The sequence below is a fragment of the Lentzea sp. NPDC003310 genome (assembly GCF_040610935.1).
In the GTDB taxonomy this organism is placed as follows: Bacteria; Actinomycetota; Actinomycetes; order Mycobacteriales; family Pseudonocardiaceae; genus Lentzea.
On record NZ_JBEXNC010000005.1, the window covers coordinates 310,227 to 332,372 of the forward strand.

Here is a 22,146-nt window from a genome sequence, read left to right on the forward strand (position 1 = left end):
GGGTCACGGCGCGACAACACTTCCGAACCACTGGGCGCACAACTCAACACCCGGAAAGGTCGGTTCGATGCAGCGACGCATCGGGACGGCCCTTGCCGCCGCCTTGATGGTGGCCGCAGGGATCACCGTCGCCACCACCAGCCAAGCTCCCCCTGCCAACGCGGCGGTGACCTGGGCCGACGAGTTCAACGCTCCCGCCGGCGCAGGCGTCGACGGTGGCAAGTGGAACATGGAAGTGGGCAACAACAACGGCAACAACAGGGAACACCAGTGGTACCAGGCCGGTACCTCCAACGCGGCGCACGACGGCCAGGGCAACCTCGTCATCACCGCCAAGAAGGAGAACCCCGGCAACTACAACTGCTGGTACGGCAGGTGTCAGTACACGTCCGCGCGCATCAACACCGCGAACAAGTTCACCCAGACCTACGGCCGGTTCGAAGCGCGCATGAAGATGCCGCGCGGCAAGGGGATCTGGCCCGCGTTCTGGATGCTCGGCGCTGACATCAACACCGGCAACCCGTGGCCGGGCTCCGGCGAGATCGACATCATGGAGTTCCTGGGACACCAGACGAACACCGTGTACGGCACGATCCACGGACCGGGCTACTCGGGCGCGGGCGGCAAGTCCCACGCCTACAACGGCCCGAACTTCTCGGACGGTTTCCACAACTTCGCCGTGGACTGGAAGCCGGGCGAGATCACGTGGTCGGTGGACGGCAACGTCTACGCCCGCAACACCCCCACCGACGTCAACGGCAACCCGTGGGTGTTCAACAAGCCGTTCTTCATCATCATCAACCTCGCGGTCGGTGGTGAGTGGCCCGGCTACCCGGACGCCAGCACGACGTTCCCGCAGCAGCTCGTGATCGACTGGGTCCGCGCGTCGACCACCGACACCCCGCCTCCCAGCGGTGGTTCGGAGATCCGCGGCATCGGCGGCAAGTGCCTCGACGTGCCCTGGGCCAACACGGCCAACGGCACGCCCATCCAGGTCGTCGGCTGCAACGGCAACGCGGCCCAGAAGTGGAGCCGTCCAGGAGACGGCACGATCCGCGCGCTGGGCAAGTGCCTCGACGTCAGCGGTGGAGGAACGGCGAACGGCACAGTGGTCCAGCTCTGGGACTGCAACGGCTCTCCGGCCCAGCAGTGGGCCGTCAGCGGGGCACAGGACATCGTGAACCCGCAGGCCAACAAGTGCCTGGACACCATCGGCGGCTCCTCGGCCGACGGCACGAGAACCCACATCTGGGAATGCCTCGGCGTCGCCAGCCAGAAGTGGCAGGTCTGATGAGGTCTCTCCCCGCCGGGTCGCGCACGACCTGACGGGGAGAAGCGAAAGCGCTGGACGTGAACCCCCGCGGCGGATGGGTTCACGTCCAGCGCTTTTCACGCCAGAAGCCTTGCCACGGCCCAGTCCTGAACCGCGACGCCGACCGACTTGAACACGGTGCGGCCCTCGCGCAGCGGCGGGTTCCCCAGCGCCGCACCGAGTTCGACGAGCGACTCCAGTCTGAGCACCCCCGACTGCACGGCGCGGATGATCTCGCCCGCCTCGCTCAGCGCCGCCTCGACCTGGTCCACCACCACGACTCCGGCGGTCTCCAGCAGTTCCTGCGGCAGCTCGCGCATCACCGGCCGGTACGACCCGATGGCGTTGACGTGCACCCGTTCCTCGAGCGCGTCGCAGCGGAACAGCGGCACGGTCGACGCCGTCGCGCAGCACACGACGTCCGCGCCCTCGACGGCCTCGTCCGCGGTGGCCGCCACGTCCATCACCGTGTCCGGCAGCTCGTCCTTCAGGCTCTCCAGCAACGCCTCGGCCTTCTCGGCGTTGCGGTTGAACACGACGAGCTTCTTCAACGGCCGCACGGCGTGCACGGCCCGGACCTGGTCCGCGGCCTGCGCCCCGGCACCGAGGAGCGCGAGGTGCGAGGCGTGCTCGTCGGCGAGCAGATCCGTTGCCACGCCGACGACAGCGCCCGTGCGCAGGGTCGTGAGCGACACCGCGTCGGTCACGAACTGGCCGTCCGGGTGGGAGTACACGAGGGTGCCCGTGATCACCGGGTCGCGTTCGACCTCGATGCTGACGACCTTGACCGCGGTGGACCGCGTGGGCAGGTGGTGCGCGGCCATGACGAGCGAGCGGCTGTCGCTGAACGCCTGCCGCGGCGGGAGCTCGAACTCCTCCGCGGCGAGCCCGACGAACGCTTCTCGCACTGCCTCGATCGCTGCGGGCATCGTCATGCCCGGGATCGTAACGACCGGCGGATCAGCCCGACCGCTTGACGGTGGCGAGGAAGGAGGACCAGGCCGCCGCACCCACCTCGACGTGGACGGCGGGCGACTTGGTGTCCCGGATGCCGACCCCCGCGGCCACCTCGACGCACGCGCTGGCGTTCGCGCTGTGGGTGCTCTTGCGCCACGCGGCCATCGAGAACTCCTCACGTCAGCAGCTTCTTGATCAGCTCACGCGATTGTTCCGCATCCAACGCGGTGTTTTCTAGTGCCTTGGCGATCCGCGCGTACGCCCTGACCGCCTCCGGCGCCTCGATGACCAGGCTGGAGTTCTCGGCCTCCAGGAACACGACGTCCTCGTACCGGTCGAACGTCATCAGGTCGAACGACCCGGCCATCCCGGCGTGCGCGCCGGCGCCGAGCGGCACCACCCGCACCACGACGCTGGGCCGTCCGGCGAGCCTGTCCAGGTGCGCGAGCTGCTCCCGCATCACCTCGGCCCCGCCGACCTGGTTCAGCAGCACCGCCTCGGGCACGAAGAACACGGCCTTCATCCCGCTGCCCAGCACCTCGCGCCGCTGCGCGCGTGCCTCGACCCGTTCCTCGAGCTCGTCCGCCGGCGCGTTGACGCAGGCCGTGATCACCGCACGCCCGTAGTCCGGCGTCTGGAGCGTGCCGTGCAACAACATCGTCTGCCAGCTGACCAGCTTGTCGGCCAGCCGCTCGTGCTCGACCAGCGTGCGCGGGCTGATGGGCGCGCACGTCCCGTGCTCCTGCCACCACCCGCGCACACCGGTGCCGCTGTAGAGCGACAGCAGGTGGTCGCGCTCCTGCGGCGGCGTGCGGAGGACCCCGAGCAGCAAAGCGAGTTCCATCTCGGTGGCGCCGCCCTTGCCGTTGACGAAGTCGGAGACCTTGGCCTCCTGCCACCCGACGAGCTCCGCGACGGCGCGCGACGTCATGCCCGTGGCGGTGATGGCCGCGCGCAGGCCTTCCCCGAACTCACGGCCCCTCACAGTGGAAAATCTTTTAGGCATGGCGAGGACCGTAGCCCCATTTCCGCGCATTCCCGGACACCCGCCCGCAACACAACCCAAAAGGGCGGTGGCTTGGAGCCTTTCCAAGACACACAATAATGCTGTGAGATTTCGCTGGACAGCCCACGAGGGCCGACGACACGCCATCCACGACGAACCCGTGAAAGAAGGACTCATCGAAACTCTATGCGGCGACCCCTTCGTGCCACAAGAGCTTGACCTGTGGCGGGACAAGGTGGTGTGGCCGACCTGCTGGGACTGCGACGGCATCTGGCGCGAGACCGAGGGGATCAGGCCGTGGCCGCGGAAATTCTGACCGAAGACCTGCTGAGGATATCTCTTCAACGCCTCTCGCGTGAGGTGGTGAAGACTTATCCACAGTTCGGTGAGCTGCTCGCGCAGAATATGTTGCGGACGTGCGGGCTCATTCCGGATCCGGAGCGGGCGGCGCACTACCGGGAACTGGGGACGCTGCTGATCGACCTGGGGCGGCTGTACCTGGCGGAGGCGGACGAGCTGACGACGGTCGAGATGCCTCACTGAGCCGGGGCGCGACCCTCACGCCACCGTGGCCGTCCCGCGAGACCTCACACGCCGCCGCTCAGCGAGACCTCACACCCGAGACCCTCACGCGCCCGCCCCGCGAGCCTCACCCGCCGCACGCCACCACGCCCACCGCACCCGACCCGCCGACGCCGCCCGCGAACCCTCACATCCCCTGCCCCTCATTTCCCCCACACCCGAGCCCGTCCCACCACTCACACCCCGGACATCGCCACCGCCCGCCCGCTGGTGTCGAACTCGTGCGCCACCGTCGTGAGCGGCCGTCCCCCGGCCGCCCACGCCGCGGTCCACGTCAGGCACTCCGCCGCCCCGTTCCCCCCGCGCTCCACCAGGTCCACCCCGATCGAGTCGAGCCACTCCCACGAGGTCCCGCCGATCCCGGCCAGGAACGCCTCGTCCCAGGCGCGCACCAGGTCGCGCACGGTCCCCTCGGCCCTGGCCCGCTCGTTCACCGACCGGATCCACGCCTGCCGCTCCTCCTCCGACAGCACCACCCCGGTCTCCGGCTCGCGGAACCCCGGCAGGTCGTGCGCCAGCCCGCCTGACCCGACGTACAGCACCCGGCGGTCGGCGAAGAACTCCCCCACCCGGCGTCCCAGCGCCGCCGCGCGGCGGAAGGTCGCGTGCGGCGGCGAGGCGCAGTTGACGAAGACCGGCAGGACCGGTTTGGCCGAGATCGAGCCCAGCAGGTCGCGTGCCGTGTGGCCGAACGCGTGGTCCAGCGCCGCCTCGTAAGCCGTGGCGATGTCGAACTCCGCCGCCACCAGGTCGGCGACCAGCGCACGTCCCAGGTCGGACGGCACGTCGTACGCGCCGACCGGGCCGGCGACGTCGCCCTGGGCGGTGGCCGACAGCACCACCGCGAAGGTCGGGACCACGGCGCGGAAGGCACGGCGGTGGTCGGTGCCGAAGAAGACGACCAGGTCCGGGTCGAACGCGGTCACGGCGTCGCGGGCGGTGCCGATCGCCTCCCGGACCGGGCCGTGGGGCGCGCTGGGCAGGGTGATCAGGTGCGAGGCGCAGACCGTGAGACGGGTGTCCATCGGGCCAGTCTAGGTTCTCGGGGCACGGACGCGCGGTGCTCGTCGTCATCGCCGACACCCGTTGCGCGTCAACGGTTTCGACGCGCACGAAGCCCTGTCGCCCGCCGTCCGAACGAGACGGACCCGCCGCACCAATCCGTCCACTGTGGACGGCTCCGACCCATGTGGAGCGGCTCCAGGTCCGGCTCGGCGGAAACAGTTGCGGCGACGGTGAAACAGGGATCGCGGCGGCCGGGGGTGTGGGGAGGGTCACGTGGTGCGTGCGTCGGACGGTCTGAACCGGACAGCGGTGTCCTCAGCGGATCAGGCCTGGTCAGGCGAAGATCTCGAGCACGGTCGGCGGTGCCCCGAGCAGCACGGACGTGCGTGCGGAGGCGGAAGGGACCGCCTGGGCTGGTCTGGGTGAGTGCGATGTGAGGCGGTGGGGGAAGATACTCGCCATGACCACCGCCGACAACGGTTTCGCCGACCTGGGGCTGCGGCCCGACATCCTCAACGCACTCACCACGCTGGGCTACGAGGAGCCGACGCCGATCCAGAGCGAAGCGATCCCGCCCCTGCTCGCGGGCAACGACCTGCTGGGCCAGGCGGCGACGGGCACGGGCAAGACGGCGGCGTTCGCGCTGCCGCTGCTCGAGCGCATCGCCGACCGGATCGGCAAGGAGGAGAAGCCGCTGGCCCTCGTCCTCGCGCCGACCCGTGAACTGGCCGTGCAGGTGTCCGAGGCGGTGCACCGGTACGGCCGCCACATGGGTGCCCGCGTCCTGCCGATCTACGGCGGCCAGCCGATCGGCCGCCAGCTGCGCGAGCTGTCCCGCGGCGTCGACGTGGTGGTCGCGACCCCGGGCCGCGCCATCGACCACCTCCAGCGCGGCACGCTGCAGCTGAGCGAGCTGCAGGTCGTCGTGCTCGACGAGGCCGACGAGATGCTCGACATGGGCTTCGCGGAGGACATCGACGCGATCCTCGCCGAGGCGCCGGCGGAACGGCAGACGGTGCTGTTCTCGGCCACGATGCCGCCGCGCATCGACCGCATGGCCAAGAGCCACCTGCGCACCCCCACGCTGATCCAGATCGAGCGCGAGAAGACCGAGCCGGGCGAGGCGCCGCGCGTGCGGCAGACCGCCTACCTGGTGCGCCGCGAGCACAAGCCCGCCGCCCTCGGCCGCGTGCTCGACGTCGAGTCGCCCACGGCCGCCGTCGTCTTCTGCCGCACCCGCGACGAGGTCGACCAGCTCACCGAGACGCTGAACGGCCGCGGCTACCGCGCCGAGTCGCTGCACGGCGGCATCAGCCAGGAGCAGCGCGACCGCGTCATGTCCCGCCTGCGCTCCGGCACGGCCGACCTGCTGGTCGCGACCGACGTCGCCGCCCGCGGCCTCGACATCGAGCAGCTCACGCACGTCGTGAACTACAACGTGCCGTCCGCCCCCGAGGCGTACACGCACCGCATCGGCCGCGTGGGCCGCGCCGGCCGCGAGGGCGTCGCGATCACCCTGGTCGAGCCGCGCGAGAACTCGATGCTCAAGACGATCGAGCGCGTCACCAAGACCAAGATCCCGATGGAGAAGGTCCCGACGGTCGCCGACCTGCGCGCCCGGCAGCTGGAGCTGACCCGCTCCTCGCTGCAGGAGTCGCTGATGGAGGACGACCTCTCGCGCTTCCGCGTCGTCGTCGAGACGCTGGCCGACGAGTTCGACGTCATGGACATCGCCCTCGCCGCCGTCAAGCTCGCGCACGAGGCCTCCGGCGCCGCCGCCGACGAGGAGGAGATCCCGGAGGTCCGCCCACGCGAGGACCGCCCAAGGCGCGACGGCGCGCCCGCGGGCCCCCGCCGCGAGCGCCGCGGCCCGTCGGAAGGCATGACCAGGCTGTTCCTGGGCGCGGGCCGCTCCTCGGGCATCCGCCCGCAGGACATCGTCGGCGCGATCACCGGCGAGACCCAGCTGAAGGGTCGCGACATCGGCGCGATCGAGATCGCCGACCGCTTCTCGCTGGTCGAGGTGCCCGGCCCGGCCGCGAACGACGTGATCGAGCAGCTGCGCGACGCCACGATCAAGGGCAAGCGCGTGACGATCCGCCGCGAGCGCCAGCCCCGCTAGTCCCCGCACGCCGAACGGCCCCCTCCGGAACTTCCGGAGGGGGCCGTTCGGCGTCGGAGCCCAGGTCGTGTTGCGCGAGGGACGTCTAGCGGACTCGCCGGTCCGCGCCTAGCGCGGTGGGTCCTGCCGGTCCGCGTCACGAGCGACGAAGATCCCGGTGACGATGAACGCCAGGCGCTGCTCGTCGGTGGCCTCGGGAGCCAGCAGGGCCTCCGCCTCCGCCCGCACGCGGGTGTCGGCGGCGGAACGGTGCCAGATGCGGAACACGAACTCCTTGACGTCGACGCCGAGGTCCTCCGCCGAGAGCTCCGTCCAGCCGACGACCGCGGCGGCCGCCGTCCTCTGGCGGTCGCGCTCGGCCTTCTTCAGCGCGTCCTCGAGGTCCGCGCGGTGAGCCTCGAAGACACCGCGGACGATGAACTCGTAGCAGGCGTTCGGATCCGTGCTCTGGCGGGTGAAGGCACGGGCCGCCGCGGCGCGCACCCGGCCGAGCTGTGGACTGTCCGACCTCTCCCACAGGTGGATGACGAAGTCCTGATCCGAGAACGCCGCCACGTCGGGCGAGAGCTGCAGGCCGATCACGCGCAGTGCCGCGGTCTTCTCCTCGGCCGTCGACACCGTGCCCTGCTGCTGGACGACCGCTGTGGCGCGTTCGGCGGACGCCGCCGGCGCGAAAGGCCCTGTGATGACGGCGGACGCGACGACCACAGCGGCGAAGGCGCCCGCACCGCGGGTGTTCAGGCCGGAACCGGACATGTGAGATTCCCCCAGAATCTGTTGGACAGCAGAGAAAAGCCTCCTCCGGTGAGGCTCACCGGAGGAGGCCGGGTTCACCGTTCAGCGCCGAAGGCCGATCGGGTCACGCGTAGTGCAGGGTCCACTTCTGGTTCGACAGACCCGTGTAGTCCCACTGCTTCACGAGCGCGCCGTTGTGGACGGCGTGGCCCTCCGCGTCGGCGTACTGCGCGGTCAGCACGCTCTGCAGGCCGTACTGGCCGTTGCCCGCGTCGGTGAACACGAACTGCTGCGTACCGCCGTAGTGGCAGCTGAACTGGACGAGCTGGGTGCCGTTGGCGAACTCGCCCCACTTCACGTCGAGGCACTTGCCGGACATGACGTTCTTGAGCGCGTACTTGTTGTTGCCCAGCGGTTCGATCGTCCAGGACATCTTGCCGCCGCCGACGCAGTCCCAGAGCTCCTGCGCGGCGAGGTCGGCCAGCGCGCCCTCACCCGGCGTGTCCCAGTAACCGGCGGTCTGCATGCAGCGGCCGGACTCGACGCCCTTGACGAGCGCGACACCCGCGTTCACGGTCGCGATGCCCGAGCGGTGGCTCGGGTCGATGATCCGCCAGCGCTGGTGACCGTCGTTGGTGTTGCCCGCGAGGACGACGAGCGCGGCGTTCTCGAGACCGCCGCCCGCGACCGCCGCGAACCTGCCCGTGCCGATGTTCTGCAGCTGGTACGTGCCGTCGGACTCGTTCTCGATGAACTTCCACCGCATCGACTGCACGTTCGCGTCGCAGTTGTTCTGCGCGAGGTTGCTGTCGTTGACGACCGTCAGGCACTTCTTGGAGTTCAGGTTCTGCAGCAGGTAGTGCCCATCGCCCAGGTCGTAGAGCTCCCAGACCTGCTTGCCGCCGCGCAGGCACTCCCACAGCTCCATGACCTGGTTGGCCTGGTGCGCGTCGGAGTCGGCCAGGCCAACGGTCTGGATGCAGAGACCGGACGCCGCGCCCTTCAGCTCGATCACGCGGCGGTTCTCGGGCTTGATCCGGTCGCGCTTGCGGGCCTCGAACTGACCGGTGTTGAGGAACCTGTTGCGTGCCACCAGGTCACCCGCGAGCGCGGTCTTGGCCGCCACCACCAGGAACGGCAGGTAGCCGTCCTTCTCGGCCTCGGCGAGGATCCGCTTGATGTCCTTCTCGGTCTGGATCGCGGCCAGGCGGTCGCGCTCCTCCAGGTCGAGCTGGTGCGAGCGGTGCACGCCGGTGTAGATGAAGTCCTTGCAGGCTTGCTGCGCCGCGTCGGCACCGCAGGTGTCCACCGCGGTCTGGGCGTCGGCCTTGACGATGCTGCCGGTCGCCGCCTTGCCGACGAGCTCGTAGGTGAACTCGCGGTAGGTGATGTTCAGCTTGTTCGGCGGCAACGCCTCGCCCCTGGTGACGACGCTCCACGCGTCGGCGCGCCTCGCCTCGTCGATCCTCTTGCGCTCGGCCGCTTCCCTTTCCAGCCTTGCCTTTTCGGTGCGCAGGACGATGTCGCGGTCGTTCGCGGCCTTGACGCCGGTGGCGACGAACTCCTGGCGCTGCTCGTCGGTGGCCTCCGGTGCCAGCATCGCGAGCGCGGCGGACCGGATCTCCGGGTTGACGTCTTCCTTGGCCTTCGTCCACAGGCGGAAGACGAAGTCCTTGAGGGAGACCTGCTCGTCGGTCGCGTCCAGGGTCCAGCTCACGAACTGGGCCGCGGCACGCCGTTCCTTGATGCGCTCGGCCCGGTTGAGCCGGTCGATGTTGTCGGCCTGATGAGCGGCGAAGATCCCCTCGGTGATGAAGCGGTAGCAGGAGGTGTTGTCACGGGACTGGGCCGTGAACGCGGCCGCCGCGGCGGCCTTCACCCTGGAGTTGTCGGGCTCCTGTGCGGTGTCCCACAACAGGATGACGAAGTCTTGGTCCGTCATCCGCGCGATCTCGGGCGTCACCTGGATCTTCAGCAGGCGGGCGGCGGCGGCCTTCTGCTCGACGCTCGTCTCCGGCGCCGCCTGCACGGCGAGCGCGAGGCGTGGATCGGCCGACGCGCTGCCGACGCCCGGCCCTGACACGAAAGTGGAAACGACCGCGAGGGCGGCGATTGCGCGCATGCAGCGGCCGCCCAGACTGGATCTGGACAAGTTTCAAATCCCCCAGGACTTGTAGGGCATCACAACGGTGTTTGTGGCCAGACCCCCCAGCCTGCCGGATGCCGAGCAGGACTGTCCCACGGCCAGATCACCGCCCGCAAGGCTGGTGATCTGGATCACATTGGGTGGCGTGGCGGCACCGTGCTAGAACCGGTTGGGCAGTTCTGCCCGCCACCATCAGCTGTTTTCCTGGGGGAAGTCACATGGGGCGTCATAGTTTGCTGCGCGCGATTTTGGCCGCGGCACTCGCTTTCGGAGCGGTTCTCGCATCCGGCGCGACACCCGCGATGGCCGAGGCGAGCATCACCGCCGCCGCGACGGACCTGGCCACCATCAAGCGCGACATGGTTCGCCGGCTTGCGCTCGAGAACCCGGTTCCGGAGGTGAGCGCGGACGCGTGGAGCGCCCTGCTGAGCAACCGCGGCGACGAGGCGATCAACGAGTTCCTCGTCAAGGACGGGGGCTGGGCCAAGGCGCTGAAGCGCGCGCAGCAGCGGATCGACATGAACAACTGGTACGTCAACGACATCTACCGGTTCGCGATCCCCGGCAGCAACGTGCACCACGAGGCGAAGATCGCTGTCGAGGGCGGCGACAACGAGAAGGACCACTTCGTCCGGGTCGCCTACGAGAAGGCCAAGGAGCTCGACCGGATCAACGACAACAAGCGCGACGAGCGGCTGGCCCGTCTGTCCAATGAGGACAGGGACTACGTCACCTACCTGGCGGAGCACGATCCGGGCCTGCAGGTGAAGGTGTCCGCCCGGCGAGCGCTCGAGGGCGGGGACGACGCCTCGATCGGCCTGTTCTTCAAGTACTACTGGGCCATCGGCGCGAAGCTCGACGACGAGCGCTTCCGCACCCGCACGCAGGAGCTCAACCAGGCGTTCCTGCTCGACGTCGAGGCGCTGCGCCAGGCCGCGCTCGCCGCCGAGGCCGCCGAACGCGAGGCGAGCGGCGAACTGGCGCGCAAGCACCGCCAGGATGCGATCGCCAACTGGGAGGCCGCCGACCGGGCCGCCGAGGGGAACTCCGTCGACTGGCTCGCGGAGAAGGCCAGGTCCGACGAGAACGCGGCCGCCTGGCTGCGCGTGGCCGAGTACGCCCGCACCGCACAGTCCGAACAGGACTGGAACGAGGTGATCAGGCGCGCCGGGGAGGGCAACGCGTCCTGGCAGGAAGAGGCCGCCGAGGCTCTGCGGTGGGCGGACACCTGGAAGGCGATGGCCGCCGAGATGCGCAAGAAGGCCGACGAGGCCAAGGAACGCACCAGCTGACCGGTTCACCCGGACGGCGCACGGTTCCGGCAACTGCGTCCGGTTCTCGCGAGCAGATGTGAAATCCGTGCTAGAAAGCCGTGGGCGCACGAGCCCGGCTGCCATCGCACTTCCTGGGGGGAACGTCGTGGAGCGTCGAAGTCACCGCGCCCGAGCGAGCCGGCCCGGACCCGTCAAGTCCACAGTGGACTGTCGGTTAGTGCGGCACCGGCCGGGCAGACCGCCTGCTGACAGGCAATCGCCGACATGAGCGGGCGGTCGTCACGGCCGCTCGCGACCTGGGGGAAGTACAACCAAATGAGAAGATCACCATCCAGTGCCGCCTCCGTGCGGCACCGGTCAGTGATGGCCGTCATCATCACGGTGGTGCTGGCGCTGCTGGGCAGCACCGCACCGGCGATCGCGGCACCACCACCGCTCTCGCCGCAGTTGCTCGCCGCGAACGACCCGCCTCCGTCCGACCCGGTCGACGAGGAACTGGAGTTCTACCGGCAGTTCGTGCAGGACATCGCCGACCACGCGGAGGACGTCGAGGTCCGTGACGCCGCGAAGGCCGCGCTCGCCGTCGGCACGAAAGAGAAGCTGATCTGGTTCCTCGACCACGGCCAGGCCGAGGCGCAGGCACGTGCCGACCAGCGCAAGGCCGCGGAGAACGCGGAGAACCGCCGCAAGGTCACCGAGTGGGCGCGCACCGGCGGCCCGAACGTCAAGGCCGGCGCGGAGGCCGCGCTCGCCGCCGGCGACCGCGCGATCCGCGACTTCGTCGCCTACGGCTACGAGATCGCGTTGAAGAAGGACAAGCAGCAGGCCGAGGACGACAAGGCCGAGCAGGACCGCATCATCGCCCGCGTACGCGACATGGTCGCGGCGGGCGGCCCACAGGTGAAGGTCGAGGGCGAGGCGGCCCTCGCCACCCGCGACTACCCGCTGATCCGCGAGTTCTACCTGACCGGCTACCACACGGCCAACCAGCGCGACCACGAACTGGAAGCGGTCATCCTGAAGGCGTTGGAGGACCGCAACAGGGCGATCACCGAACTCGACCAGCTGGCCAGGAAGTCCGAGGCGGCCGCCAAGGCTCGCGCGGAGATCATGCGCGCGAACATCGACGCGGTCCAGACGCTCGAGGACGGCGTCTACGCCATGCACCGCGCGGTCAAGGCCGCTCACCGCGCGGACGAGATCTACCGCGAGGACAAGCCTGGCCGCGAGCACGGCCAGATGGGCCGCAACGGCGACATCGACGTCCAGCGGGCCCGCGCCGAGGAGGAGGCCGTCAAGGCCGCTCAGATCTCGCAGCGCGCCCAGGAGGCCTCGGGCCGTGCGCTCAACGCCGCCGTCAGGCTCGTCGAGACCGGCATGACGAACGGCCGTGACTGGGCGAGGGTCGCCTTCGGCATCTCCGAAGCGGTCGAGGCCATGGCGCAGGCGGCCAAGACGTCGCAGCACGCCGCCGAGGCCACGCTGGCCGACAGCCGCGCGCTCGACGCCGACCGCAACGCGCAGGAACACGCCGAGAACGCGAAGAAGTACCTGGAAGAGGCCAAACGTCAGCAGGCGAGGGCAGAGGCGCTCGCCGACGCGGCTCAGGTGCAGCACGACATCGCGATCGCGGCGCGTGACCGGGCGAAGGCGCAGAAGGACCTCGCCGCGGCGAAGGCGGCTGCGGCACGCAACCACGCCGCCGCCGCCCGCAACCACCGAGTGAACGCGCAGGGCGCCGCGAACAACGCGAACGCCGCGGCGCAGAACGCCATCAACGCGAACAACAACGCGTTGAAGCACAAGCTCACCATGGACGCGGCGATCGCCAAGGCGGAGGCGATCGGCAAGGACGTGCAACGCGCCGAGTACGTCTTCGGCAAGCACGTCACCGCTTACAACCAGCTCCAGCGGGAGCTGACCGCGGCCAAGAAGAAGGCCGAGGAGAACGGCGGCGCGGCCTGGGACGAGTACTACGCGATCGAGCGGCAGACCAATGCCGCCAAGGCGTCCGCCGACCAGGCCGAGGGCTGGGCGAGCCGGGCACGTGCCTCGGCCGCGGCCGCGCAGGCCGAGGCGGCGGCCGCGACGAAGGCGGCCAGCGATGCCAACGCGGCGGCGGTGCAGGCGGGCAAGGCGGCGACCGAAGCACGCCGTGCGGCTGACGACACGCATCGTCTCGCGGTGGAGTCCGCCAACGCGGCGATCTCCTCCAAGGACGCGGCCGACATGGTCCGCAACGAAGCGGAAGCCGCCATGGCGGAGGCCAACGAGGCCGTCTACCAGTCCGTGGTCGCGGACCGTGCGGCATCGGCCGCCGGCGCGTCCGCCGAGCTGATCGTCGACTCGGCGAGCACGGCGGAGGCGGTGCTCAAGCCTCTCGCGGCGATCAACGCCGATGCCCGCCGGGCTCTCCAGGCGACGTCCGAGGCGCTGCTCATCGGTGAGGAGCAGTCACGGTCGGCACGGGAGAAGGCCGCGGAGGCCGCGGCGGCGGCGATCCGCGCGCGCCAGAACGCCGACGCCGCCGAGGCAGCCGTGAAGCCCGCCTACGAGGCGGCGTCGAAGGCGGCCGACGCGGCGAACCGGGCCGCGGGTCTCGCGGTCTCGGCCAACGACGCGGCGAACGCGGCCGCCCAGTACGCGGGCCAGGCGTCGCAGTCGGCCGCCACCGCGTCGCAATGGGCGAGCTCGGCGCGTTCGGACGCGGCCCAGGCCGGAGACGCGGCGAACGCGGCCACCGCGGCCGCCTCGACCGCCCGCGCCGCGGCGGACCAGGCCGAGAGCATTCGTGCGTGGGCGCACGACACGGCGACGAAGCTCACCGAGTTCAAGGACAAGATCGCCGAACGACTCGTCCAGGTCACCGACATCAACGACCGGTACCAGGAAGCGCGGCGTCTCGCGGCGGAGGCGCAGGCCAAGCGCGACGAGATGAACCGGCAGACCCTCGAGGGCATCATGGGCCTGCTGGAGTGCACGGACCGCCTCAACGGGCCTTATTGCACGAAGCTGCGCAACTGGGCCATGGACAAGATCGGTGCCGGGATCGACGCGGCCACCGAGCACCTCGGTGATGCCTACGAGTGCGTGGCCAACGGCAACAAGGAGGCCTGCGAGCGGTACATCGCCACCTCCGAGAAGCTGTTCCAGTTCCAGCTCGACATCGCCATCGGCATCGGTGAGGCCGCGATCAGCCCGATCATGTCGGGCATCGAGGTCGCCAAGTGCGCCTACAAGGGCGTTGCCGACAGCGACTGGTCCAAGTGCTGGGACATGTACAACGCGGTCAAGTTCAACCTCCAGAACCCGTACACCTGGATCAACCTGGAGGAGTGGCAGACCCGGCCGGGCAAGGCGCTGGGCGGCACCCTCTTCGACATCGGTGTCACGGCGCTGACGTTCGAGACGGGCGGTGTCGGCGGTGCGGCCTGGAAGTCGATCAGGACCCTCGCCCGCAAGATCGACGGCGGGCGCGGCACGCTGACGGACAAGATCGCCGAGCTGGACGCCATCGCGGTCAAGCTGCACAACTCCTTCCGCGACGTCCTGCCGAACGCGCTGGGCGAGATCCTCAACCTGCGCACCAGGTTCGAGGGCGACCAGGCGAAGTTCGACGGCTCGATCGCCCTGGTCGACGGCAAGCTCTACCGCGTCGACTCGTTCACGGTGAACGTGCCCGGCGGTGCCGGCCTGCCCAACGGTGCCACGATCAGGCTGGAGGGCGGCACGCTCCGCCTCGAGAACGGCGTGGCGAAGCTCGACGACGTCCAGGTGAAGGTCGTTCCTCCGAAGACGTGTGTGGCCGGTGTCCTGTCGCGCGCGGCGGCGGACCCTGGTTGTGGCGACAGCGGCGTCGAGGGCGACCCGAACGAGACCACCCCGCAACGCGGGATCAAGGGCGAGATCAAGCAGGGCGGCAACTACGAGGAGACGGTCGACCTCAGGTTCGTCCAGGACGAACGTGGCAAGTGGCACGACCTCGGCATGTTCCGGATCACCGCGTCCAAGACCGACGTCGAGTGGGTCATGGAGAACCTGGTGAAGAAGGCCAGGGAAGCCGAGCCCGAAGTCTCTTCCGTCATCCAGGAGATCGCGCACGACGGAGGCCGCACGGAGAAGTTCGAGGAGAGGCTCAAGGACAAGCGCGCCGTCGGAGGCGAGGGCACACCCTCCGCGTCCACGCTGCGCAAGTTCTACGAGGAGCGCATGCCGACGAAGCCGGGCGAAAGGTGGAAGACTCCGGAGGAAGTGCACGCGAAGATGAACGACGCACTCCGGTACACGATCGTTTACCCGGAGGACGGTTACTCGTCCAAGGCGGACGCCGCGATCGAGAGACTGGTGAAGGAGTACGGCGAGCCGGTGAAGGTCAACAACTTCTGGCCGCAGACGCAGGGCACCGGGACGTTCGCCGGCGTCAACGTGTCGTTCAAAGCCCCGAACGGGGTTGTCTTCGAGGTGCAGTTCCACACGGAACACAGCCTCAGCGTCAAGGTCGACGAGGACAAGAACTACGACAAGAGGCGCAAGGCCCGGGCCGCCGAGGCCTACAACCTCATGCGAGACGACATCACCCCGGAAGCTCGCAAGGCGATGGCCGAACTCCTCGAACTCGAGCTCCTCGCCAGGAAAGCGGATGCCGAACGGCTCTACAAGGCCGTGACCCTTCCGTCGAGGGCCCACGAGGTCGGCAAGAAGTACAAGAAGTAGTCGTGACACAGGTCGGCCGTGCTTCCGGGATCACGATCCGGAAGCACGGCCCTTCTCCAGCGGAACGAGGATCGGATTGAGCCCGCAGTACGAGTACTACGCCCTGCTGACGGACTTCCACCCGCAGCTCGACGAGCCGGGCGGAGTCGTGCGCCGGTGGACCGACGAGGCCGGTCACGTCCACGACGAGTGCTACTCGCAACGGCTTGTCTGGGAAAGCACCCGTGACCTCGCCATGATCGAGAGCGGCGAGTGGAGGGCGAAGGCGCACCCGATCTCAGCGGAGGCTGTCGCGGCGTACGAGGCGTCGACCCGTGCCCGCGTCCACGCCAACGACCCGGCGGACGGCCGGTACTCCTACTTCGCCCAGGTGGAAGGCGACGCCTCGGTCGACAACCCGACATCGGTGGTCCGCACGTGGACCGCACCGAACGGCAACAGCATGGAACAGCAGCACATCGGCGGGCCCGGCTACGGCTGGAAGACGAGCCACCTGCAGATGGACATGTTCGACGGCCGCGAGCGCGGCGAACTGGTGCCGATCACCGAGGAAGCCGCCCTGCGGCTCATCGAGGCCCGCGGCTGAGTCAGGGTTTGCGCGCCTCCACCAGGAACCGCGTCGAGGTGCTGACGAACTCCCCGTGCTCCTGGATGTGCGCGTGCAGGTCCAGGAGCCGGTCCCGGTACCCCCGCACGGTGAACCCCGGCACGGTCCACAGCACCTTCCGCAGGAAGTGCACCACCGCCCCCACGTCGAAGAACGCCACCCGCAGCGACACCGACTCCAGCCGCAGCACCTCCAACCCGGCCGCCCGCGCCCGCGCACGGGCCACCTCGACACCGCGTTCGGGGCTCACCGGCTGCGGCCCCATCATGAAGTCGGTCAGCTCCCGGTTGGTCCCCGCCCCGATCTGCTGCGAGAAGTACGTCCCGCCGGGCCGCAGCACCCGCGCGATCTCCTCCCACGGCGTCACGACAGGATGGCGCGAGATCACCAGGTCGAACGACGACGCGCGGAACGGCAGCGGGCCCTCGTCCGGCGCGCGCACCACGAACGGCAGGTTCGACGACGCCACCAGGGCGTTCGGCGGCCACGACTCGGTCGCGGCCATCAGCGGTGGCAGCGCCGGGGCCGACGCCGTCACCTCTCCCCCGCCCGTCTGCAGGTCCAGCGCGGACGACACGGTCGCGAGCCGCGAGGCGATCTGCGAGGCGTAGCCCCACGGCGGGCGTTCCTCGGTGGCCCTGCCCTTGAACCAGGAGAAGTCCCAGCCCTCCAGCGGCACGGCGGCGCCCTCGGCCACCAGTTCCTCGAAAGTCCCCATGGTCGGGAATGCCACCACAGACGCGGCGGTGCGGCCACTGAGAATGCGGCACCTGCCCCGGGCGCTGAGACGCCGCGTCCCTAGTTCGTCTCGCGCACGGCGGGGCAGGTGCCGCAGGGGTTTACAACGACCGAACGGTCGCGCGGTTACGCCCTAAGACGCAACACAAGCACGACCGTTCGGCCCAGTGGGGAACTGTCACTCGCTAGAGGGAACTCATCGCAGCCGGTAAGCCCTCAGGACGGTCTGGTCGACGGTGTTGCCGTCCGCGTCGGACGCCACCACGCGCAACGACACGAAGCCGCCCGCCTTGCCGCCGGGTGGCACGACCGAGTTCACCGGCACCCACGTCGCGCCGTCGTCGAACGACGCGTACGCCCGCAGCGAGCGGGCCGTCTTGCCGTCCTGGCGCTGCGCGGTGAACTTCGCCGGCAGCGGTGCTCCCGCCCGTGCGCTGTTGCGCAGGTCGAGCGGCAGCGCGTAGTCGACTTCCAGCAACGGCAGCTTGCCGTCTGCGGAACCTGAGAACTCCCACGTGGTTTTCACGTTGGTGGACAACGCGAGCGTGTCGCGGGAGGCGTCGAGCACGAGCTTGTAGCGGCCGTCGCGCGCCGGGGCGTGGAACGTGCCCCGCCGGACGTCGGTGAAGCCCTGCGAGACGCCGTCGTGGAACAGCTCCAACTGTCCGCCGCCGGTCTGCCGCCAGTTCTCGACCCAGCCGGAGCCGCCGAACGGCGAGATGCGGGCGTTGATCAGGTCGCCCGCCCGTTCGACGCCGCCGCCGTCGGCCCACTGCACCAGGGAGGCGCCGGTGAGGCGGGGCGAGGTGACGGCGCGCAGGTTCGCCCGCTCGTACTTCTTGCCCGCCTGCAGCGTCACCGGGGCGACGTGTGCCCACGAGGTCGTGATCGGGTCGTCGCCGGCGCCGTTCGCGCGGCCGTCGAAGCCCTCCTGGAACCAGGTGCCGGGCGTGAAGTACTCGGTGCGCTCGGCCGGCGCGGCGAGTCGTTCGTCGAGGGTCATGCCGACCACGCCGCCGACGACCGGGTAGTTGCGCTGGTTGACCGAACCGTCGCCGCCGGAGGAGTGGTAGCGCGCCTTGACCGAGGCGAGCTCCGCGTGCCGGAACCTCTTGACGCCGGACGGGAGCGAACCCTTGTGCGGCAGGAACAACGTGTACGAGACCGGGGAGCCCGCGATGGCGCGCAACGTGAGCTTCGCCGGCGTGACGGCGACGTGGTGCTCGGCCACGGCGACCACCGGGATCGCCGTCTGCTCCTCGTACCCGAACGGCACCGGTCCCGCCCACAGCACGGCGGCGGCCCCGGCGTCCGCCATCGCCTGCGCGACCACGTAGATGTCCTCGCCTACCGGCCGGACGAGAGCGAGCTTGCCGCGGACGTCGGCACCGCGTTCGGCCACGTCGAGTTCGTGCACGCCGGACGGGAGGTACTTGCTGCTCTCGTAGTACCGCACCGGGAACCCGCCGGGCACCGACACCAGCGGCTGCCCGCCCTTGAGCCCGGAGTCGTAGGTGAGCTCGGGCAGCGGCGCGCCGAAGGACAGGCCGTGCAGCGGGACGCGGCCGTCGATGATGCTCGCGACACCGCTGACCTTGCCCGGCGCGAACGGCACGCGCAGCTGGGCGTCGCGGTACCAGACCACCGCGTCGCGGTCGGGCAGGTCGACGCGGATCTCCTTGCCCTGCCTCGCGTCCAGTGCGACGGACACGTCCTCGGTGAGCGAGACGCGGCCCGCCACCTCGGTCGCGGCGACCGGCACGAACCAGTCGTAGTTCGGCGTCAGCTCGTCGATGCGGGCCAGCACCGCGTAGTCCGCCACCGGCAGCCGCGCGGAGCCGGTGCCGTCCGGGCCGAGCACGACCACCGACGCCTGCTTCGTCGTCAGGTCGACCACGACGGCGAACTCGTTCGGCACGGGCCTGCCGTCGCGACCGGTCATCGACAGCTTGAGCTCGTGCCGTTCCTCCTGCACGTACGCGCCGACGGAGGTCGTCAGCTCGACGCCCGGCCCGGAAGCCTTGACGTGCCCGAAGAACTTGCCCAGTCCCTTGCGCGGGTCGAGGACGACGTCGACGGCGGCGCTGCCCCCGGCCGGCACGGTCACCGACGCCGGCACCTCGAAGTCCGCGCCGAGGTCGTGCCGCAGGGCGAGCGTCACGGGGCCGGTGCCCGCGTTCGAGTAGGTGATCGTCTTCGTGGACGTCCTGGTGTGCGGCCATTCCAGCAACCCGAACGACAGGCTGCCGGTCGACGCCCGCACCTGCTGCGTCACCGCGCGGCCGACGTCGAGCAGGCCGGTGCCGGTGTTCACGGGCGAGTCCGCGACCGGCCGCACCGTCGCCATCAGGTGCGCCTTGAGCTCGGCGGCGGTCCAGGACGGGTGGCGCTGCGCCAGCACCGCGGCCGCTCCCGCGACGTGCGGCGCGGCCATCGAGGTGCCCGTCAGCCGCGCGTGCAGGTCGTCGACCACGTTGTCCCACAACGTGTTCTCGGCGCGGGCGGCCACGATGTCCGTGCCCGGTGCGCCGATGTCCGGCTTCACCGCGAAGTCGCCGAGCCGCGGGCCGCGCGACGACATCTCCTCGACCGCGCCCTGCTTGGTCAGGTTCGCGACGGCGAGCGCGGAGTCCGCGACGGCCGGCGAGGACACCTGCCGGAACGTGCCCGCGTTGCCCGCGGCGACGACGAACAGCGCGCCGGTCTCGGCGGTCAGCTCGTTCACCTTGAGCGACAACGGGTCCGTGCCGTCGGACTGGTCGCCGCCCAGCGACAGGTTGACGACCTTCGCGCCGACCTCGCGTGCCGCCCACTCCATGCCGGCGATCACCGCGCTGTCGTAGCAGTACGAGGCCTCGCAGACCCGGCCCACCGCGAGGGAGGCGCCCTTCGCGACGCCGGTGTACCGGCTGCCCCGCCCGGCGACGGTGGACGCGACGTGCGTGCCGTGCCCGATGTCGTCCTGGATGCCGGACGGCGTGAAGTCCTTCGCCACCGAGACGACACCCTTGAGCTCCGGGTGGTTCTGGTCGTAGCCGGTGTCGAGCACGGCGACCGTGACGCCGGTGCCGTCGAACCCGGCCTCCCACGCCGCCGGCGCGCCGACCATGGGCACGCTCTCGGCCAGCGAGAGCCGCGACTTCCCGTCGAGCCAGAGCTTCTCGGACCTCAGGGCGCTCATCCGCCGCGCCGTCCACTGCTGGGCGGCGTCCTTCTTCGCCACGGCCCCCGCTGCCCGGAAACCGCTGCTCAGCAACGGAATCCGGTCGATCTCGTCATCGGTGTAGCCGTAGGCGTGCAACGAGGTGACGTCGAAGAAGCGCTTGTCGACGCGGTCCCGCACCACCGCCTCGACGGCGTCCGCCGGCACCACGTACTGGTGGCCGTTCTCCACGTACTGGGCGAACTGCGCGCCGGGCCGTCCCTCGACCCGGACGAGCTCTCCCCGCTCGCCGACGACGACCCTGTCCCCGCTGATCAGCGTGATGGCCGACGTCCGCGGCGGGCCGGCCGGTTCCGCCGCGGCCGCCCCCCGGCGCCCGCGCCCCCCCGGGGGGGGCCCGCCCCCACCGGCCCCCGCCGCCTGCGGCAACTCCCCCTTGCCGGTGGCACCCCCCGATGCCACTCCCTCACCCCTCGCGATGAAGGAACTCCCGCCAGTCCCCGAGATACGAGATGTCCCGGATGTCACCCGATCGGAGCAACGGGTCGACCATCGCGTCGCGCAGGACGGTCGCCAGAGCCGCGCTGCCGTCCTCCAGCTCGATGACGCCGATCTCGAGCTCCGCCGGTTCGGCGGGGACGAGGTGGTCGCGCAGGATCTTCAGCGGCAGGTCGTAGAGCTCACCGACCACCGAGGCCGAGCCCGACTCGTGCATCGCGGGGAACCTCCCGCGCACCGAGAAGTACCGGTACCTGGCCGCACTGCGCGCCTTGCACACCATCGGCGTGCCCTGCAGCTGCGCGTGCAGCGGTCCGCCCTTCATGCCGCCGCCGTTGAGGAAGATCAGTGCCATGACTCTCCAGGGTTCGGTGGATGGGGGTCGACAGGGCGGTCAGCGGGAGTCCCGACCCGCCGTGCCGGACGGCCACGAGCTCGGCCGCGATCGACACGGCCGTCTCGGCCGGGCTGCGGCCGCCGAGGTCGAGGCCGACGGGGGAGCGGAGCCGGGCCAGCGACGACTCCGGGACGCCCTCGGCGCGCAGGCGGGCGAGGCGTTCCGCGTGGGTGCGGCGGGAGCCGAGCGCGCCCACGAACGCCAGTGGGCGGGACAGGGCCTCCACGAGCACTGGGATGTCGAACTTCGGGTCGTGGGTCAGCACCACGACGGCGGTGGAGTCGTCGGTGTGGGTCGACGCGAGGTAGCGGTGCGGCCAGTCGACGACCACTGAGTGCGCCGCTGGGAAACGAGCTGGAGTGGCGAACACGGGGCGTGCGTCGCACACGGTCACGTGGTAGCCGAGGAAGCGTCCGATCTCGGCCACCGCGGTGGCGTGGTCGATGGCGCCGAACACGAGCAGGCGTGGCGGCGGCAGCCATGACTCGGTGAACACGCGGCCCTCGGCCTCGAAGCGCACCGACACCGGGACGCCGTCGAGAGACGCGGACAGGGCAGCCCGCAGCGGTGGGCTGTCGCGCTGCACCAGCACGTCCAGCGAGCCGCCGCAGGTGAGGCCGACCGCGAACGCCGTGTCGTCGGAGTAGCCGAACGACGCCAGCGCCGGGACGCCGGACTCCAGCACCTGGCACGCCAGGTCGTACACCTCGGCCTCCACGCAACCGCCGGACACGCTGCCGATCACCTCGCCGGACGGGCCGACCGCCATCGCGGCGCCGACCGGGCGGGGCGCGCTGCCGCGCACTCCCACCACCGAGGCGACCGCGAACCGGTCCCACGACAGCAAAGTCGAAGCGAGGTCACGCATCGAGCCTCCAGGGAGAAGGTGGC

General features: G+C 70.3%; 17 protein-coding genes. 7 read left to right on the forward strand and 10 right to left on the reverse strand.

Going from position 1 to position 22,146, the window contains the following annotated elements; all coding sequences use genetic code 11:
• Positions 1-106: 106 nt before the first annotated feature.
• Positions 107-1,291, forward strand: a complete 1,185-nt coding sequence (locus ABZX02_RS11550) for a family 16 glycosylhydrolase (protein WP_355297595.1) — start codon at positions 107-109, stop codon at positions 1,289-1,291.
• A gap of 98 nt (positions 1,292-1,389) precedes the next feature.
• Here the strand turns inward: ABZX02_RS11550 and ABZX02_RS11555 are convergent, their stop codons facing one another.
• The 3 genes from ABZX02_RS11555 to ABZX02_RS11565 are packed head-to-tail and all read right to left on the reverse strand — an operon-like array spanning position 1,390 to position 3,254.
• Entirely contained in the window at positions 1,390-2,247 is an 858-nt protein-coding gene (locus ABZX02_RS11555) for an ornithine cyclodeaminase family protein (RefSeq protein ID WP_355297255.1), read from the reverse strand.
• 25 nt (positions 2,248-2,272) lie between these two features.
• Positions 2,273-2,434 (reverse strand): DUF397 domain-containing protein, encoded by a 162-nt coding sequence (locus tag ABZX02_RS11560; RefSeq protein WP_355297257.1) that lies wholly within the window; start codon positions 2,432-2,434, stop codon positions 2,273-2,275.
• 10 nt (positions 2,435-2,444) lie between these two features.
• A complete protein-coding gene (locus ABZX02_RS11565; RefSeq protein WP_355297258.1) occupies positions 2,445-3,254 on the reverse strand; it encodes a helix-turn-helix transcriptional regulator in 810 nt (269 codons plus the stop codon).
• 19 nt (positions 3,255-3,273) lie between these two features.
• Here ABZX02_RS11565 and ABZX02_RS11570 point away from each other — a divergent pair, with 19 nt between their 5' ends.
• Together ABZX02_RS11570 and ABZX02_RS11575 are read left to right on the forward strand one after the other, a co-directional pair.
• Positions 3,274-3,591: a zinc finger protein gene (locus tag ABZX02_RS11570; protein ID WP_355297260.1), complete on the forward strand. Its 318-nt coding sequence runs from the start codon at positions 3,274-3,276 to the stop codon at positions 3,589-3,591.
• Positions 3,516-3,818: a hypothetical protein gene (locus ABZX02_RS11575; RefSeq protein ID WP_355297609.1), complete on the forward strand. Its 303-nt coding sequence runs from the start codon at positions 3,516-3,518 to the stop codon at positions 3,816-3,818. Before ABZX02_RS11570 ends, ABZX02_RS11575 begins: the two co-directional genes overlap by 76 nt.
• A 215-nt stretch (positions 3,819-4,033) precedes the next feature.
• Here the strand turns inward: ABZX02_RS11575 and ABZX02_RS11580 are convergent, their stop codons facing one another.
• Positions 4,034-4,882, reverse strand: a complete 849-nt coding sequence (locus ABZX02_RS11580; protein ID WP_355297262.1) for a hypothetical protein — start codon at positions 4,880-4,882, stop codon at positions 4,034-4,036.
• Between the two features lie 440 nt (positions 4,883-5,322).
• Between ABZX02_RS11580 and ABZX02_RS11585 the strand changes: the two genes are divergently transcribed.
• Entirely contained in the window at positions 5,323-6,984 is a 1,662-nt protein-coding gene (locus tag ABZX02_RS11585; RefSeq protein WP_355297264.1) for a DEAD/DEAH box helicase, read from the forward strand.
• Between the two features lie 108 nt (positions 6,985-7,092).
• Here ABZX02_RS11585 and ABZX02_RS11590 read toward each other — a convergent pair whose 3' ends face one another.
• Both ABZX02_RS11590 and ABZX02_RS11595 read right to left on the reverse strand, forming a co-directional pair.
• Positions 7,093-7,740 (reverse strand): hypothetical protein, encoded by a 648-nt coding sequence (locus ABZX02_RS11590; protein ID WP_355297266.1) that lies wholly within the window; start codon positions 7,738-7,740, stop codon positions 7,093-7,095.
• 103 nt (positions 7,741-7,843) lie between these two features.
• On the reverse strand, positions 7,844-9,871 hold the full coding sequence (locus ABZX02_RS11595; protein WP_355297267.1) for an RICIN domain-containing protein: 2,028 nt from the start codon (positions 9,869-9,871) through the stop codon (positions 7,844-7,846).
• Between the two features lie 212 nt (positions 9,872-10,083).
• Here ABZX02_RS11595 and ABZX02_RS11600 point away from each other — a divergent pair, with 212 nt between their 5' ends.
• From ABZX02_RS11600 to ABZX02_RS11610, 3 genes are all read left to right on the forward strand, one after another.
• The gene (locus ABZX02_RS11600; protein WP_355297269.1) at positions 10,084-11,157 is read left to right on the forward strand and encodes a hypothetical protein; all 1,074 of its coding nucleotides are present in this window, start codon (positions 10,084-10,086) and stop codon (positions 11,155-11,157) included.
• A gap of 345 nt (positions 11,158-11,502) precedes the next feature.
• Positions 11,503-15,852 carry a hypothetical protein gene (locus tag ABZX02_RS11605; RefSeq protein ID WP_355297271.1) on the forward strand — a complete coding sequence of 1,450 codons (4,350 nt, stop codon included), beginning with the start codon at positions 11,503-11,505 and terminating at the stop codon, positions 15,850-15,852.
• Positions 15,853-15,928: 76 nt separating this feature from the next.
• The gene (locus tag ABZX02_RS11610; protein ID WP_355297272.1) at positions 15,929-16,438 is read left to right on the forward strand and encodes a hypothetical protein; all 510 of its coding nucleotides are present in this window, start codon (positions 15,929-15,931) and stop codon (positions 16,436-16,438) included.
• Position 16,439: 1 nt separating this feature from the next.
• Here the strand turns inward: ABZX02_RS11610 and ABZX02_RS11615 are convergent, their stop codons facing one another.
• From ABZX02_RS11615 to ABZX02_RS11630, 4 genes are all read right to left on the reverse strand, one after another.
• Positions 16,440-17,177, reverse strand: a complete 738-nt coding sequence (locus ABZX02_RS11615; RefSeq protein ID WP_355297274.1) for a methyltransferase domain-containing protein — start codon at positions 17,175-17,177, stop codon at positions 16,440-16,442.
• Between the two features lie 216 nt (positions 17,178-17,393).
• Positions 17,394-20,822, reverse strand: coding sequence for a S8 family serine peptidase (locus ABZX02_RS11620; protein WP_355297276.1), 3,429 nt, complete (start codon positions 20,820-20,822; stop codon positions 17,394-17,396).
• Positions 20,823-20,826: 4 nt separating this feature from the next.
• The gene (locus tag ABZX02_RS11625; protein WP_355297278.1) at positions 20,827-21,075 is read right to left on the reverse strand and encodes a hypothetical protein; all 249 of its coding nucleotides are present in this window, start codon (positions 21,073-21,075) and stop codon (positions 20,827-20,829) included.
• On the reverse strand, positions 21,041-22,123 hold the full coding sequence (locus ABZX02_RS11630; protein ID WP_355297280.1) for an XdhC family protein: 1,083 nt from the start codon (positions 22,121-22,123) through the stop codon (positions 21,041-21,043). Before ABZX02_RS11630 ends, ABZX02_RS11625 begins: the two co-directional genes overlap by 35 nt.
• Positions 22,124-22,146 lie beyond the last annotated feature (23 nt).

Bases quoted from the DNA above. Each gene is read 5' to 3' on its own strand.
- ABZX02_RS11590 (WP_355297266.1), bottom strand. From the start codon at position 7,740: ATGTCCGGTTCCGGCCTGAACACCCGCGGTGCGGGCGCCTTCGCCGCT.
- ABZX02_RS11585 (WP_355297264.1), top strand. From the start codon at position 5,323: ATGACCACCGCCGACAACGGTTTCGCCGACCTGGGGCTGCGGCCCGAC.
- ABZX02_RS11625 (WP_355297278.1), bottom strand. From the start codon at position 21,075: ATGCACGAGTCGGGCTCGGCCTCGGTGGTCGGTGAGCTCTACGACCTG.
- ABZX02_RS11560 (WP_355297257.1), bottom strand. From the start codon at position 2,434: ATGGCCGCGTGGCGCAAGAGCACCCACAGCGCGAACGCCAGCGCGTGC.
- ABZX02_RS11570 (WP_355297260.1), top strand. From the start codon at position 3,274: ATGGCGAGGACCGTAGCCCCATTTCCGCGCATTCCCGGACACCCGCCC.
- ABZX02_RS11580 (WP_355297262.1), bottom strand. From the start codon at position 4,882: ATGGACACCCGTCTCACGGTCTGCGCCTCGCACCTGATCACCCTGCCC.
- ABZX02_RS11550 (WP_355297595.1), top strand. From the start codon at position 107: ATGGTGGCCGCAGGGATCACCGTCGCCACCACCAGCCAAGCTCCCCCT.
- ABZX02_RS11600 (WP_355297269.1), top strand. From the start codon at position 10,084: ATGGGGCGTCATAGTTTGCTGCGCGCGATTTTGGCCGCGGCACTCGCT.
- ABZX02_RS11615 (WP_355297274.1), bottom strand. From the start codon at position 17,177: ATGGGGACTTTCGAGGAACTGGTGGCCGAGGGCGCCGCCGTGCCGCTG.
- ABZX02_RS11630 (WP_355297280.1), bottom strand. From the start codon at position 22,123: ATGCGTGACCTCGCTTCGACTTTGCTGTCGTGGGACCGGTTCGCGGTC.
- ABZX02_RS11555 (WP_355297255.1), bottom strand. From the start codon at position 2,247: ATGACGATGCCCGCAGCGATCGAGGCAGTGCGAGAAGCGTTCGTCGGG.
- ABZX02_RS11605 (WP_355297271.1), top strand. From the start codon at position 11,503: ATGGCCGTCATCATCACGGTGGTGCTGGCGCTGCTGGGCAGCACCGCA.